Source organism: Flavobacterium algoris, assembly GCF_048158525.1.
GTDB lineage: Bacteria > Bacteroidota > Bacteroidia > Flavobacteriales > Flavobacteriaceae > Flavobacterium > Flavobacterium algoris.
In genome coordinates this window covers 94,155-110,169 of the sequence record NZ_JBLNKT010000006.1, presented here as the reverse complement: position 1 = coordinate 110,169, position 16,015 = coordinate 94,155, and the positions used below count along the sequence as shown (strand labels likewise).

General features: G+C 32.7%; 12 protein-coding genes. 5 read left to right on the top strand and 7 right to left on the bottom strand.

Annotated features, from left to right (window positions below):
- Positions 1–37 precede the first annotated feature (37 nt).
- Both ACM55I_RS05005 and ACM55I_RS05000 read right to left on the bottom strand, forming a co-directional pair.
- Positions 38–955 (bottom strand): GYDIA family GHMP kinase, encoded by a 918-nt coding sequence (locus ACM55I_RS05005; RefSeq protein WP_416845671.1) that lies wholly within the window; start codon positions 953–955, stop codon positions 38–40.
- Positions 956–1,054: 99 nt separating this feature from the next.
- The gene (locus ACM55I_RS05000; RefSeq protein ID WP_416845670.1) at positions 1,055–2,371 is read right to left on the bottom strand and encodes a hydroxymethylglutaryl-CoA reductase, degradative; all 1,317 of its coding nucleotides are present in this window, start codon (positions 2,369–2,371) and stop codon (positions 1,055–1,057) included.
- A gap of 179 nt (positions 2,372–2,550) precedes the next feature.
- On the opposite strand from ACM55I_RS05000, the gene ACM55I_RS04995 reads away from it, so the two are divergent.
- The 4 genes from ACM55I_RS04995 to ACM55I_RS04980 all read left to right on the top strand — a co-directional run bounded on the left by ACM55I_RS04995 (position 2,551) and on the right by ACM55I_RS04980 (position 8,615).
- Positions 2,551–4,761: a S9 family peptidase gene (locus ACM55I_RS04995; RefSeq protein ID WP_416845669.1), complete on the top strand. Its 2,211-nt coding sequence runs from the start codon at positions 2,551–2,553 to the stop codon at positions 4,759–4,761.
- Positions 4,762–4,844: 83 nt separating this feature from the next.
- Positions 4,845–6,329: a peptide MFS transporter gene (locus ACM55I_RS04990; RefSeq protein ID WP_416837203.1), complete on the top strand. Its 1,485-nt coding sequence runs from the start codon at positions 4,845–4,847 to the stop codon at positions 6,327–6,329.
- A gap of 15 nt (positions 6,330–6,344) precedes the next feature.
- Positions 6,345–8,108, top strand: coding sequence for a peptide MFS transporter (locus ACM55I_RS04985; RefSeq protein WP_416845668.1), 1,764 nt, complete (start codon positions 6,345–6,347; stop codon positions 8,106–8,108).
- A gap of 45 nt (positions 8,109–8,153) precedes the next feature.
- Positions 8,154–8,615 (top strand): thioredoxin family protein, encoded by a 462-nt coding sequence (locus ACM55I_RS04980; protein WP_416845667.1) that lies wholly within the window; start codon positions 8,154–8,156, stop codon positions 8,613–8,615.
- Between the two features lie 3 nt (positions 8,616–8,618).
- Here the strand turns inward: ACM55I_RS04980 and ACM55I_RS04975 are convergent, their stop codons facing one another.
- From ACM55I_RS04975 to surE, 5 genes are all read right to left on the bottom strand, one after another.
- A complete protein-coding gene (locus ACM55I_RS04975; protein WP_416845666.1) occupies positions 8,619–10,655 on the bottom strand; it encodes a ComEC/Rec2 family competence protein in 2,037 nt (678 codons plus the stop codon).
- A 65-nt stretch (positions 10,656–10,720) separates the two neighbouring features.
- Positions 10,721–11,221, bottom strand: a complete 501-nt coding sequence (locus ACM55I_RS04970; RefSeq protein ID WP_416845665.1) for a C40 family peptidase — start codon at positions 11,219–11,221, stop codon at positions 10,721–10,723.
- Between the two features lie 36 nt (positions 11,222–11,257).
- Positions 11,258–12,370 (bottom strand): lipid-A-disaccharide synthase, encoded by a 1,113-nt coding sequence (gene lpxB, locus ACM55I_RS04965; RefSeq protein ID WP_416845664.1) that lies wholly within the window; start codon positions 12,368–12,370, stop codon positions 11,258–11,260.
- Positions 12,371–12,456: 86 nt separating this feature from the next.
- Positions 12,457–12,729, bottom strand: coding sequence for a hypothetical protein (locus ACM55I_RS04960; RefSeq protein WP_416845663.1), 273 nt, complete (start codon positions 12,727–12,729; stop codon positions 12,457–12,459).
- On the bottom strand, positions 12,722–13,504 hold the full coding sequence (gene surE / locus ACM55I_RS04955) for a 5'/3'-nucleotidase SurE (RefSeq protein WP_416845662.1): 783 nt from the start codon (positions 13,502–13,504) through the stop codon (positions 12,722–12,724). Before surE ends, ACM55I_RS04960 begins: the two co-directional genes overlap by 8 nt.
- Positions 13,505–13,712: 208 nt before the next feature.
- On the opposite strand from surE, the gene ACM55I_RS04950 reads away from it, so the two are divergent.
- Entirely contained in the window at positions 13,713–15,992 is a 2,280-nt protein-coding gene (locus ACM55I_RS04950) for a carboxy terminal-processing peptidase (protein ID WP_416845661.1), read from the top strand.
- Positions 15,993–16,015: the final 23 nt, after the last annotated feature.

Here is a 16,015-nt window from a genome sequence, read left to right as displayed (position 1 = left end):
CTGGATTAGAATTTAAGATGAAAATTGAATTGTAGCATTAAGATAAAATCATTTCGACATAAGGAATAATCGTTTTATATCCTTTTGAGCTAAAATAATCACTAGGATTTTTAGCTGCAATTGCCATTACAAAATCGCCTCCCCAAGCGCCAAGACTTTTGATTACACCATTGAATTCAGGAAATAAAGATTCTTTTACGGTTTCCATTTCCAGAATGATACTCATTTCAGTTTCGTGTTTTTCTAATGCTGTGGCAAATGATTTAACGGTTGTAGCTTTTAAAACTTCGAAAGTTATTTTGTCATTTAAAGCAATAGTTCTGGTTAGATTATTTTTTTTATTGATGTTATAGGTAGCTATTGCACTTTTACTGTTTTGCTTTTTGTTGAGATATACAAAATAAATATTTTCAGTAAATAGCGGATTAAAAGCTACTTTGTCAACAATTGGTTTTCCGTGTTCTAAATGGTATAAAATAGGAGTGTCGTTTTGAGCGCAAGCAATATCATAACCGCTTCCCCCAAAACTGTTTTTAAGCAGTGTAAAGGCATCAATTTGCAACCATTGAGCAATATTGTTTATTAAAGTAGAGGAGGTGCCTAAACCCCAGCTTTTAGGAAATCCAAGTTCTGTAGTAATTGTATATCCTTCGGAATTAGTAATGAAATTAGGATTTAACACAAAAGCTTCGTGGAGAATGGTTGTTAATGTAGATTTAACGGATTCGCTTTCTGAATTGCTATCATTTGAAATATCAGAAAATGAAATGGAATCTTCAAACCAAATGCTTCCATCAGCATCGTAGCTTTTCCAAATGATTTCTTTATTGGTTCCTTTTTCTATAATCAGGTTTTGTCCTAATTTTGTGGGTAATGCAAAAGCTTTTGCACCATCTAAAACAAGGTATTCTCCTGTGATTAAAAGTTTTCCGTTACTGTAAAAGGTTTGTTTCATGTGTTTTTTTTAGCCCCGCTGTACACTATATCTTTTGTGACGGGGTTCGGCACAAAAGATATAGTGTACAGCGGGATTAAGCTCCTGATAAATAGGATTTTATTTTCTTAAATTTTCAATAAAGTCAACTACTGCACTATGTGAAATAGTATGTTTTTTGAAATATTTATGTATCAAAATTCGTTCATCATCATTGGCTTCAAACTGATTGATGATGTTGTTTAAGTGCATTTTCATATGGCCTTCTTGAATTCCGGTTGTTGTCAAAGAGCGCAAAGCGGCAAAATTTTGTGCTAAACCTGCTACAGCGACCACTTGCATTAATTCTTTAGCCGATGGGTTTTCAAGCATTTCTAATGATAATTTCACTAATGGATGCAAAGAGGTTAGTCCGCCAACTGTACCTAATGCCAACGGTATTTCTAACCAAAAAGTGAATATTCCATTCTCTATTTTGGCATGTGATAAACTGGAATATTTTCCGTTTCGTGCTGCATAAGCGTGAATTCCAGCTTCTACTGCACGGAAATCATTACCCGTAGCCAACACAACGGCATCGATACCGTTCATGATTCCTTTGTTGTGTGTTACGGCACGATACGGTTCCACTTCGGCAATTTGAACTGCTTGCAGGAAACGCTCCGCAAATGCTGTAGGATTTGGAATGTGTTTCTCTTTTAAATCTTCAACAGGACACGAAACCTCGGCCCGTACGATGCAATTAGGAACATAATTCGAGAGAATGCTCATGACTATTTGAATGTCTTTCTCGGTTTCAGTGAATAAATCATTGATTAATGCTTCGTCTCTTAATGTTTTGGCAAATTGCTCCAAACACGAATTGATGAAATTAGCGCCCATACTATCTTTGGTTTCAAATGTAGCATGAAGCTGAAAGTAATTCGGTAATAAGTCAGTTTTGTCTTTTAGGACAATATCAAGAATTCCACCACCCCGTTTTTGCATGTTTTTTGTGATGGATTCTGTTTCAGAGAAAAATTTTGTTTTGATTTGAACAAAGAATAATTTTAGTTTTGAAACGTCACCTTTGAAAATAAAATGCACCTGGCCAATTTTTTCCGTGTTGATAACAGTAGCTTTAAAACCTCCTCGAGTGGACCAAAATTTTGCTGTTTTTGAGGCCGCAGCGACCACGGAACTTTCCTCAATTGCCATCGGAATGGCACTGTATTTGTTGTTGATTAGGAAATTTGGAGCGACTCCTAGTGGAATATAGAAATTGGTTATCGTATTTTCTATGAATTCATCGTGTAATTTCTGTAATTTTTCATCTGAATTCCAGTAATTTTTAAGTAATGCTATTGCTTCAGAAGGAGTTGAAAAGTATTCTTTGGCAATCCAGTTTATTTTTTCTTCTTTGGATAATTTAGAAAATCCGGCTACGGCGTTATTCATTCTCAATAGATTATAATATGTATACGTGCAAAGATACGCTTTTAGCCGTTTTATTTACTATCAGATTATCCTCAATAAATAGGTGCGTTTAATATTGTTTTTAACATTTAACACATCAAATGTGAAATAATTGTAAATTTTTCACTAAAATTGACGGTTTTTATATTTAAATGGATATCATGAATTCGAACAAAATTACAGTCTTACTTTTATTCTTGTGTTTTACCGTTTTTGGTCAACAAAAAATCACAATTGATGAAATTTTTAATGGTGCTTTTACTGCCAAAGGAATGGATGAATTAGAGTCCATGAAAAATACCAATCAATATACGGTATTGAATTTTGACCAAACGTCAAGAAGCGCACAAATTGATTTGTATGATTTTGCAACGTTGAAAAAAGTAACTACACTTATAGATACAAAATCGCAAAAGGATTTGTCTAACGGGATTGACAGTTATACGTTTGATACTTCCGAAAAGCTGATTTTATTAGCGTGTAATACCAATAAAATTTTCCGTCATTCTTTTACTGCCGATTATTATTTGTACAATATTGGAACCAAAAAATTAATTAAATTATTCGATTTTCAGGTTCAGGAGCCTACATTTTCCCCAGACGGTAAAAAGATCGCTTACGCAAAAGAGAACAATCTGTATGTCTATGATTTGGCTACAAACAAATCGACTCCTATTACTACAGACGGAAAGAAAAATAATACTATCAATGGAATTACGGATTGGGTTTACGAAGAAGAATTTGCTTTCGTAAGAGCATTCGACTGGAGTAAAGACAGTAAAAAAGTGGCTTATATCCGTTTTGACGAAAGTCAAGTTCCGGAATTTTCCATGTCTGTATTTGGAAAGGATTTATATCCGAAAATTGAAACATTCAAATATCCAAAAGCAGGTGAGAAAAATTCGGTAGTGTCTTTGCATATTTATGATGTTACCGCAAACTCCACCAAAAAAGTAAATCTTGGAAACTACACTGATTTTTATATTCCAAGAATAGAATGGACAAATGACGCCAATGTTTTGTCCGCGAAAGTATTGAACCGTCATCAAGATAATTTGGATTTGTTGTTTGTTGATGGAACAACAGGAGCTGCTAAAGTGGTTTTAAATGAAAAAGACAAAGCGTACGTAGATTTTACTGATACTGATAACCTTACTTTTTTGAAAGACAATAGTTTTATTTGGACTAGTGAAAAAGACGGTTTCAATCATATTTATTTATATGATAAAAACGGAAAATTAAAAAACCAAGTGACCAAAGGAAATTGGGAAGTGACTTCTTATTATGGATTTGATGAGAAAACCAATACTGTTTTTTACCAATCAGTTGAGAATGGATCGATTAATAGAGATGTATATAGAATTGGTCTTGACGGAAAAAATAAAGTGCGATTGTCTAAAAATGTTGGGACAAGTGCCGCTACTTTTAGTCCAAATTTCCAATACTATATCAATACGTTTTCTAGTGCTTCGCAACCAACAATTTATTCTTTGAACGAAGCGAAGACAGGAAAACAAGTTCAAGTTATTGAAAACAATGAAGCATTAGCAGTAAAATTGAAAGCGTACAGTTTACCCGCTAAAGAATTTTTTGTTTTGAAAACTGCAAAAGGAAATGAGCTGAATGCTTGGATTTTGAAGCCGAAAGATTTTGATTCTACGAAGAAATATCCAGTTTTTATGGTTCAATATTCTGGACCTGGATCACAGTCAGGAGCCAATCAATGGAATGCTTCCAATGATTATTGGGCTATGATGTTAGCACAGCAAGGTTATATTGTTGGATGTGTTGACGGGCGTGGAACGGGTTATAAAGGAGCTGAATTTAAAAAATGCACTCAAAAGGAATTAGGAAAATATGAAGTGGAAGACCAAATTGATGCTGCTAAAGTTATAGGAAATTATTCTTTTGTGGATAAATCCAGAATTGGAATTTGGGGGTGGAGCTTTGGAGGATTTATGGCTTCGAATTGTATTATGAAAGGGAATGACGTTTTCAAAATGGCAATTGCAGTAGCTCCGGTAACGAATTGGAGATTTTATGATAGTGTTTACACCGAGCGTTACATGCAAACACCTCAAGAAAATCCAAGCGGTTACGATGAAAACTCTCCAATAAATTATGTAGATAGATTAAAAGGGAAATTTCTTTTAATTCATGGTTCTGGGGATGATAATGTGCATGTCCAAAATTCGATGCAAATGATGGAAGCATTAATTCAAGCCAATAAACAATTTGATTCGCAGATTTATCCCGATAAAGATCACAGTATTAGAGGCGGAAAAACTAGAATTCAATTGTATACTAAAATGACCAATTTTATTAAAGAGAATTTAGGGAATACAAATGCTCCAAGTAAAGAAACGAATTGATCTTCAAATTTATCAGAATAAAAATCAGCATTCAATCAAATAGTAAATAGACTAACTTTATAAAAGAAAATTTATAAATAAATATGGATACAAAGCTAACTATAGAGCAAATTCAGAATTTTAAAGGGAAGTATCCTAAACAATTATGGTACTTGTTTATGGTTGAAATGTGGGAACGGTTTTGCTTTTATGGCATGAGAGGGGTTCTTACTTTTTTTATGGTAGACCAACTTTTATTAAAAGATGAGGCGGCTAATTTGCAATATGGTGCAATACAGGCTTTTGTTTATGCTTTTACCTTTATTGGAGGAATTTTTGCTGATAAAATTTTAGGTTTCAGAAAATCACTTTTTTTTGGAGGTATTGTAATGATATTAGGGAATCTTTTAATCGCTTTTTCTCCTCAAGACATGTTCTATTATGGAATTGCTTTCTCTATTATTGGAACCGGTTTTTTTAAACCTAATATCTCTTCGATGGTTGGGGAATTATATCATGAAAGTGATCATCGTAGAGATGCAGGTTATGGGATGTTTTATGCAGGAATCAATATAGGTGGTCTTTTAGGAGGTGCATTGTGTATTTATTTGGGTAAATATTATTCTTGGAAATTATGTTTCTTGTCTGCGGCAATTGTAATGGTTTTTGGTCTACTTACTTTTTTATTCACAAAAAAACATCTTGGTCCAATAGGCGATTCTCCTTTGCTAAAATTGACTTCAAGCAAAAGAAAAATTAGAGAAATTTCTGTTTATGCCTGTTCGCTATTGAGTATTCCACTTATATTTATAATGGTAAAGAATACGGAATACACCGATTATTTTATGTACACCATCGGGATTATTGCAATTTCATATTTCATTTTCGAAGTGATTAATTTGAAGCAAATCAATCTTCAAAAAAAGTTAATTGCAGCATTTTTGTTCATATTTTTCTATTTCTTATTCAATGCTATTTACGAACAAAGTGGAGGTTCATTATCGCTTTTTGCAAAAGATAATTTGAATACTAGTTTGTTGTTTTTTAATATTGATCCAAACGTTGTCAATAATAGTTCGAATACTTTTTTTGTAGTTGTTTTTAGTCCAATTATTGGATTACTTTGGTTATGGATGGCAAAAAAGAAAATAGAGCCCAATACCGTAATTAAATTTGGAATTGGATTTTTGTTTCTTGGTGCATCATTTTATATCTTTTATTATACTCGTTTTTTTGCAAATGCTAAAGGAATTACGTCTTTGAATGTTTTTACTTTTGCTTATTTAGTCACTACGATTGGGGAACTATGTTTAGGTCCAATAGGGATGTCTATCATTACAAAGCTTTCGCCAAAACGATTGTTTGGGATGATGATGGGTTTATGGTTTTTAGCGAGTGCCTTCGGGCAATTGGCGGCAGGAAAATTAGGTGCTGAAATGTCTAGATCAAATACAGGAACAACTTTAGTTTCTAAACTTCAATCGTATACAGAGGGCTATTATCAATTAGCAATCTATTCGATTGTTGCAGGAGTTTTTTTAATAGTTATGACGCCATTAATTAAAAAATTAATGCAAGAGGTTAAATAATTAAAACTAAATTAAATGTCAGATTCAAATTCAAATGATTTTTTTAGAAACCCAGTTTTAGGTCACCCGGCTGGTTTATTTGTAATCTTTTTTACAGAAATGTGGGAACGATTTTCATACTACGGAATGCGTGCTTTGTTGGTTTTGTTTTTAACATCTTCAATAATGGGTGACAATCCCGGATGGGGCTGGCCTAGAGAACATGCCTTGGCTATTTATGGGTCTTATACTGCATTGGCCTATTTAACGCCTATTTTAGGCGGGTATATTGCCGACAAAATCATTGGATATCGTTGGGCAGTTATTTATGGTTGTTTGTTAATGACTTTAGGGCATTTGTCAATGGCTTTGGAAGAAGCAAGTCATGCTTTTATGTACCTTGGATTGTTTTTCTTGGTCTTAGGAATCGGTTTGTTTAAGCCTAATATGACTTCGATTTTGTCTCACATGTATAAAGATAAAATAGAGAAGAAAGATGGTGCTTTTAGTATTTTTTATATGGGAGTAAACTCGGGAGCATTTTTAGGAATGCTTTTATGTGGTTACATTGGTGAAAGCGAAAATTGGGGCTGGAGTTACGGTTTTGGACTTGCAGGAATATTTATGTTCATTGGGATGCTTCAATTTTATTTTACTCAAAATATTTTTGGAGATATTGGTCTAAAACCTGTTAAAAATGAAATTGTAAACTATAATGAAGATGCATCTATCGCAAAATTAAACCCGTTTTCAGCTTTTGATCTTTCAATAATTGTTTTGGTTTCGGTACTTGGTCTAGCTTGGATTATTAATGACCCAGTATCTAAAATATCCAATTTTAATTTGTTTGATTTTAATGTAGGAAGCCTTTCTGGAAGTAATTTTATAATTCTATTTTCATTATTGCTTTTTGTTTTTGTTTTAATAAAAAGAATTACACAATATACTCCTGTTTTAAGAGACCGAATGATAGCGGTAATAATTTTGGCATTTATAACCGTATTTTTTTGGGCATCGTTTGAGCAAGCAGGTGGTTCAATGACCATTTTTGCGAGTGATTATACAAATAGAATTTTAGTGGGAAACTCTAAAATTATTTTTAATATTGTAAATACCATTTTGACGGTTACCCCAATGGCCATTATTACCTTTGTTTTAATGAAATTATATAAGCAAACGTTCAAAAAATATGCTTTAGGAAATGTTGTTTTAGCGATCGGTTTTGCAATTATTTGGTTTTTGGTAATTTACATGCTCAAAGACCAGTATTCACAAGTTAAAGCTGAAATTCCTGCTACTTGGTTTGGGATTCTCAATTCTTTATTTATCATTACATTTTCACCATTGGTGGCTAAATTATGGGAGAGCAAATACAACCCGCCAGCGACAATTAAAAATGGATTAGGAATGATTCTTTTGGGAATTGGTTTTGGTGTTTTGGCTTTTGGATCAAGTACTATTCCTGCTGGTGCCAAAGTAGCGTCAGTAAGTTTGATTTGGTTGGTTCTGGCTTATTTTTTTCATACTATGGGTGAATTATTTATATCGCCTGTTGGGCTTTCTTATTTAAGTAAATTAGTACCAAGCAGAATGATTGGTATTATGTTTGGAATTTGGTACCTAGCCATTGCAATTGGTAATAAAATTGCGGGTACAATGGGTGGGATGATTGACGAAATTACATCACAATATTCTATGACAACATTTTTCTTAATTTTTACATTAATCCCAATAGGGATAGGTGTATTAATTATGCTTTTAACTCCTGTTGTAAAAAAATTAATGCATGGAATACATTAATTCTGGTATTATTTTTGTTTAAATTTGTATTAAAACAAATCGATTATGAGAAAAATATATTTAATAATAGTATTCTTTATAGGGATCGCTTCTTTGCAGGCGCAAGAACTTAATTGGCATACAAATGTAAAAGAGGCAATTGCCATTGGGAATAAGGAAAAAAAACCATTATTGCTGTTTTTTACAGGTAGCGATTGGTGCGGATGGTGTATCAGATTGCAAAAAGAAGTATTGAAAACGCCAGAATTTGCTGTTTGGGCAAAGGAGAATGTGGTTTTGGTGGAATTGGATTATCCAAGAAGAACACCACAAACAACTGAAATAAAAGCGCAAAATAACGAATTACAACAAGCTTTTTCAATTCAAGGTTTCCCTACAATTTATTTTGCAAATGGAACTGATAAAGAAGGAAAAGTAAATTTTGAAGGACTAGGAAGTACAGGATATGTAGCAGGTGGACCAACCGCTTGGCTTGAAGTTGCCAATGGAATTCTGAAAAAGAAATAATTATCAATTTAATTTATAAAATCCCTTTTCACCAGTTGCGTGAAAAGGGATTTTTTGTTTACTGCAAGTGGCTTTCCAATATTTTTGTACTGTTTTATAATTTGATGCATCAGCGATAACTATTTTAGGCTGTATGGATTGAAACAAACGGTCTAAGTTTATCTTTGGGGATTGTGTAAGTAATAAAATATCAGGTTTTATATTTTTAGGATAAATTCCCAAACTATCCAAAATCAGAATTTTTTTTCCGTTGAAAAAAGCGATGCTTTCAATTCTTCTTTTAGCTTCTAAAGCACTAAAATTTCCAACTAAATAGGAGGTTAGAATGTTGTTTTTTCGGCAAGTTGTCAAAATACTGTCATTAGCATATATCGTAACTTTTTCTCCGTTTCGTTCTGTAATAAGTGTGTTTTTCTTCGAATTGAAAACGACCCATTCTTTTTGGTTTCTTACATCAGATCCGTTTTTTATATATGAAATTTGTAGAACAATTATTGAAATTAAAACCATTACCAGTTTGTTGAAACTTGGTTTTTTGAACCAAAGGACAGTACTTATAATTATCAAATAGAAACTGATTAAAAAATAGAAATTGAAAGGAATGTTCTGAATTATAAATTGTTCCAGTGAAGCAATGGAATTGATGATTTTATTCAGATAAAAGATGCTCCATTCTAATGGTTTGGAAAGAAATAAAGGAACATATCCGAAAGCAGCCAATGCCATAACTAAAACACCTAAAATCATTACAATACTAAGTAATGGAATGATAATTAAATTGGTCACAAAGAATAAACCGGGGAATTGATGAAAATAATAGATACTCAACGGCAAAGTGCCTATTTGTGCCGCAAAAGAAACGGTGAGGATATCCAAAATGTATTTTAAAATTTTATTTTTTGGTAGCCAGATAGAAGCTAAAAGTGGTTGTAGCCAAATGATGAAAAATAGCGCCATATAACTCAACTGAAATCCAACATCAAACAAAAAGGAAGGTTGGAAAAGTAAAATAAGTAGCATCGACACCAAAAGAGTATGGTAAATATTTACACTTCTTCGCAAATGGCTCCCTATTGCAACAAAAGAAAACATAACCACCGAACGAACCACAGATGGCGCTAAACCGGCAATTAATCCAAATAAGGATAACGAACCCAGAATGATTATCAGCTTGATGAAAGAGCCACGTTTTGTATTGGGTAATGGTTTGAGAATGAAAGTGACAAAGAGCAATATAAACCCAATATGCAATCCTGAAACGGATAGAATATGTACCGCACCGGCATATTGATAATCCCGAATAATTTCTGGAGAAATGTCTTGTTGTTGTCCCATAATCAACGCAACAGCTACATTTAATTCGGTTTTGTGGAAGTTGTTTTTCTCTAAGTTATGAATAATTTTTGTTCTTAATCGAGAGGTATAATACCAAATATTCTTGTCTGTTTCTGAACTTATGCTAATCTCATCAGTATCTGCATACAGTTGGGCATAGATTTGTTTGTTCTCCAAATAGTTGCTGTAATCAAATTGGTTGGGATTATTGGGGGGACTGTTTTTATACAAAGTGCCTTTAATTCGTAGTTGAGTTCCAATTTCGAATTGACGATTCAAGCTGTCTTTTCGGATATTTAAGATTATTCTACCCGAACTTTCTGTTTGATCAATGCGGTTTACTATGGCGATATAACGATCGTTAAAATTAGAATTTTTTAATTTTTCGCGTAGCGTGACAGAAATCAGATGTGGTTTTTTAAAAATAGAATTATAATGGGTATAATTACTTTTTTGGTAATAATCAGTATGAACAATTAATGTTATTGCTCCAATAAAAAAGGAAAGTACGTAAGTGGAAATACCGAAATAAGTATTTTGTGTGGAATTCTTTTTGGATAAAAAATAAAAAAAGATAAAAATGATGACGGAAATAAATAGTAAGGCAAAAACAATTTTAGGTTCAGGTTTCAAACAATAAGGAAATAGAATCCCTAAAATAAAACCAAATGTTATTCTCGCTAAAGGAAATTGCAGCACTTTCATTTATCTAAAGTACAATTTTTTAGTAAGAATAACTTTATTTTTTTTATAAAAAATGATTCAGGTATTTATCTGATAATTCTATTTATTTGTGCAAAGGAGCTTTGGTAATAGGGTTCCTTTGTGGAGGAGATTATTACACCTTTGGAAGTAGAAGAATGAATAAATTTTACATCATCGTCAGCAACATCGATTACCATTCCCACATGATTAATTTGAGATTTTCTATTGGTTTTAAAAAATATTAAATCTCCTTTTTTAATATTATCCCTTTCTTTATCAATGATTAAACCCAATTTTGATTGTTCGAAAGAGGAACGTGGAAGTTGAATATTATAAGAATTAAAAACAGAATAAATTAATCCGGAACAGTCAAAACCTGCTTTAGTCGTGCCTCCACTTTTATATTTAATACCAAGATTTTCAGACGCGGAATGAATTAATTGCGCTATTAAATGCTTTGTTCTATCCGTTTCTACCTCTGTTTTTTTTTCAGGAATAATTACTGAAGTTGATTTACAGGCCGTAAAAAAAATAAGAACCAATAAAAGGTAAAGTAGGTGTTTCAAAAGAGTTGTTTTTTGCAGATTTTATAAGAATTGGTGTCAATGCAAATCAGCCACAATCAATTTTGCTGTTTTTTCGCTGGCACCAGTTCCGCCAAGTTTTGCTTCTAGAACGTTATATTTCTCTAAAAGTTGTTTGCGATGACTAGATTCCAGAATTTTTTTCAATTCTTCCCGAATACGTTTTGTTGTGCAGTCTTCCTGAATTAATTCGGTGACTACTTCTTCATCCATAATTAAATTCACTAGCGAAATGTATTTTAGCGTAATGATTCGTTTTGCAATTTGGTATGAAGCCCAGCTCCCCTTGTAACAAACCACTTCCGGAACTTTAAAAAGTGCCGTTTCCAGCGTTGCTGTTCCTGATGTAACTAATGCAGCAGTTGCGTTTTGCAATAAAGCATAGGTTTTATTGGATATGAATTTTATGTTTTCATTGGATATAAAATTCTCATAAAATGAATATTCCTGACTTGGAGCACCAGCAATGACAAATTGATATTCAGGGAAATCATTAACAACGCTTAACATTACCGATAGCATTTTAGTGATTTCTTGTTTTCGGCTGCCAGGTAAAATGGCTATAATAGGTTTTCCATCTAATTTATTTTCTTTTCTAAAAATCGATGCATCTATCGGTGTTTGGTTATGGATTGCGTCAATCAATGGATGACCAACAAATTCAACAGGAAAATGATGTTTGTCTTCGTAAAAACTTTTTTCGAAAGGCAAAATCACATACATTTTGTCTATATCACGTTTGATTTCTGTAATGCGGCTTTCCTTCCATGCCCAAATTTGGGGTGAAATATAGTAATGGGTTTTTATACCTAATCCTTTTGCCCACTTTGCAATTCGTAAATTGAAACCTGGATAATCGATGAATATAAGAACATCCGGTTGAAATTTCAGAATGTCATTTTTGCATATTTTTATATTGTTCAAAATAGTTTTCAAATTGAAAATTACTTCAATAAATCCCATAAAAGCCAATTCGCGATAATGTTTCACCAAAGTTCCGCCAACATTTTGCATCAAATCACCTCCCCAAAACCGAATCTCAGCATTTGGATCTTCTTTGTAAAGCGCTTTCATTAAATTAGAACCATGCAAATCTCCCGAAGCTTCTCCAGCAATTATGTAGTATTTCATGTTTTTAATTTTTGGTATTAGTGACGAATTTGGAGTTTTTAATATTAAAATTTTATGTTTAACAAAGGCATGAATATTGTTTTTTTTTAAATAAATAGTGACACAATAGTCATGATAATTACCGCTAAAACAACTCCGCGAGCCATGAGCTCTTTGTTTAATTTAAGTAAAATTCCAAAAGCTACCAAGTCAAGAATAGATCCCAAAGTGATTATTTTACCTAGTTTGCCTTCAAATCTCATAATTTGGATACCGTTGATAAAAGTGAAGTCAGTGAAGAAAGTGATGAAAAGATAACTTCCCAATATTGAAGCTAAAATCCCAATTATAAATCCTGTTAATAAATCTATTTTATTCATTCCAATTCCAGGTGTTAAGTTGTTGTGTTGCATGATGGGCTGTCAAATCAAATTGGACTGGAACTATAGAAATATATCCGTTTTTTAATGCCCATTCATCAGTATCTTCACCATTGTCTTGGTTTACAAATTCTCCGGTAAGCCAATAATAATCTCTGCCTTGCGGGGTTTTACGTTTGTCGAATTTTTCCATCCAAATTGCTTTAGCCTGACGGCAAATTTTGATTCCTTGGATCTCTTTTTCTTTCAATTTTGGAAAATTTACATTCAAAACAACTCCTTCGGGTAGTTTATTTTCAAGAACTTCCAATGTTATTTTTCGAATAAAGGACTTTATGTTTTCAAAATTGGCATTCCAGTCGTAATCTAACAAAGAAAATCCAATGGCTTGAATTCCTTCGATACCAGCTTCAACAGCAGCACTCATAGTTCCGGAATAGATTACATTTATCGAAGAATTAGAACCGTGATTGACACCTGAAACACACAAATCTGGTTTTCTTTTCAAAATTTCGCTCACAGCAAATTTCACACAATCTACTGGAGTTCCAGAACAACTGTATTCGGTTATGGGATCGTTTTCTTTGGAAATTTTATTTAAATAGAGTGTGTCATTGATTGTGATTCCGTGGCCTGTTGCACTTTGCGGAGCGTCAGGAGCGACTACAACAACTTCTCCTATTTCTGCCATAACGGCTATTAATGCTCTAATTCCCGGAGCAGAAATTCCATCGTCATTTGTAACTAATATTAGTGGCTTGGAGTGTTTTGTCATTTTATGTTTTAAGAAAGGATTTCTAATTAAAGATTTAGATAGCAAATGTACTCACACAAAACGAAATTCTATAAACAAAGAAAATAAAATTTATCAACTTAGAATATTTAACCCAGATGAAAAAAAACAATTTTATATCTTTAACAAAAAATTATGCAGCCCTTGTTATAGTTGGCATAGTTTTTACCGTAATTTAGTTTAAAAATTGATGAATACTATTACTGACTTTATGAAAAGAAATTATAAAATACTTCTTGTTGTTGTTTGTCTCTCAGCAACACTGTTTGCATTTAAAATTAATGCATCAAAAGAGGAAGATCCAGATAAAGATAAGTTGCTATTAGAATTATTAACGTTTGTAATTCAAAAAGGACATTATAATCCCGCAGCTATAGATGACACTTTTTCCAAAGGAATTTACAAAGATTATATCCAGGCTTTAGATCCTTCTAAACGATTTTTCTTGCAGTCAGATATTGATGAATTTTCAAAATATGAGACTGAATTAGATGATGAATTGTTAAATAAAGATTTGACTTTTTTTAATCTTACTTACGATCGTTTGATGAAAAGAATGGAAGAAAGTAAAAAGATATACAAGAGTGTCTTGAGTCAACCATTTGATTATAATGTTGATGAGAATTTTAATACGGATTATGAGAAAGCGCCTTATTCAAAAGATGAAAAAGAGCTCGCTGATAAATGGCGTAAACAAATCAAACTGTCAACACTTTCATCATTGACAGACCGTTTGAAAATTCAAGAAAATAAAAGCAAAGGTATTGTTGAACAGGAAGATAAAGCCGCTTCTGATCTTTTGAAACAAGGAGAGAAGCTCAAAGTTGACATTATTAATCCTGATAAGGAGAAAAGCAATAAAACTGCTGATACCAGCAAGCCTAAAACTTTCGCAGAATTAGAAAAAGAAACAAGAGGTAGTGCTTTGAAATCATTAGATGAGTATTTTGGATTTATGAAAGATTTAGATAGAAATGATTGGTTCTCTGTTTACATCAATTCAATTACTGCACGATTTGATCCGCATACCAGTTATTTTGCACCGGAAGAAAAAGAACGTTTTGATGTAAGTATTAGCGGAAAACTGGAAGGAATAGGGGCTCGTCTTCAAAAGAAAAATGATTTTACTGAAATATCTGAACTTATTTCTGGCGGTCCGGCTTGGAGAGGGAAACAACTTGAAGCAGGGGATTTAGTAATGAAAGTTGCTCAAGGAAATGATGAGGCTGTAGATGTGGTTGGGATGCGTCTAGATGATGTGGTTAAGAAAATAAAAGGACCAAAAGGAACTGAAGTTCGTCTTACCGTGAAAAAAGTTGACGGAACAATTAAAATCATTTCAATAATCAGAGATATTGTCGAAATTGAAGAAACCTATGCTAAATCAAGTATCGTTAATAAAAACGGATTGAAATACGGGGTTATTTATTTGCCAAAATTCTATATTGATTTTGAAAATAAAGACGGTAGAGACGCTGGAAAAGATATTGCTAAAGAAGTGGAACGTTTAAAAAGTGCTGGTGTAAACGGGATTGTATTAGATGTTCGTGATGATGGAGGAGGTTCATTATCAACAGTAGTAGATATTGCAGGTCTGTTTATTGAACAAGGCCCAATAGTTCAAATAAAATCGGCCGGAAGAAAGAAAGAAGTTTTATTTGATAAAGATAAAAAAATTGAATGGGATGGTCCATTAGTAATTATGGTGAATAGTTTTTCAGCTTCTGCATCTGAGATTTTAGCAGCTGCAATTCAAGATTATAAAAGAGGAATTATCATTGGTAGTAAACAAACTTACGGTAAGGGAACGGTGCAAAATGTAATTGATTTGAATCAGTTTGTTCGTAATAGTGCTGTTGGTGATTTAGGAGCGGTAAAAACAACTACGCAAAAATTCTACAGAATCAATGGTGGTTCTACGCAACTTGAAGGAGTCAGCAGCGATATTGTGATGCCAGACAGATACGCTTATTTAAAAATGGGGGAGCGTGATGTAGACAATGCTATGCCTTGGGATAAAATAGACCCTGCTGATTATACTGTTTGGAATAAAAACGCTAATTTTAATCAGGCTATTGCAAATAGTAAGAAAAGAATCTCTCAAAGTTCACAATTTCAGTTGATTGAGGAAAATGCTAAATGGATTGATAGTAGAAGTGAAGATAATAACTATAGTTTGAATATTGATAAATTCAAAACTGCTCAAAATGAAATTGAAGAAAAAGCTAAAAAATACAAACCTTTAGCAGATTATAAAAATACACTTAAGTTTACATCATTGCCTTATGAGGTGGATGAAGTTAATAAGGATGTAGTTTTAAAAGAAAAAAGAGACAGATGGCATGAAGCATTGTCAAAAGATATTTATGTTGAAGAAGCGTTAAATGTTTTAGATGATTTACAATTGAAATCAATAGTAAAAAAGAGTTTGCCTGCTAAATTAAAAAAAGACAAATTAGCTAAGTCATAAGTTTTTAGCATTATAGTTAATTG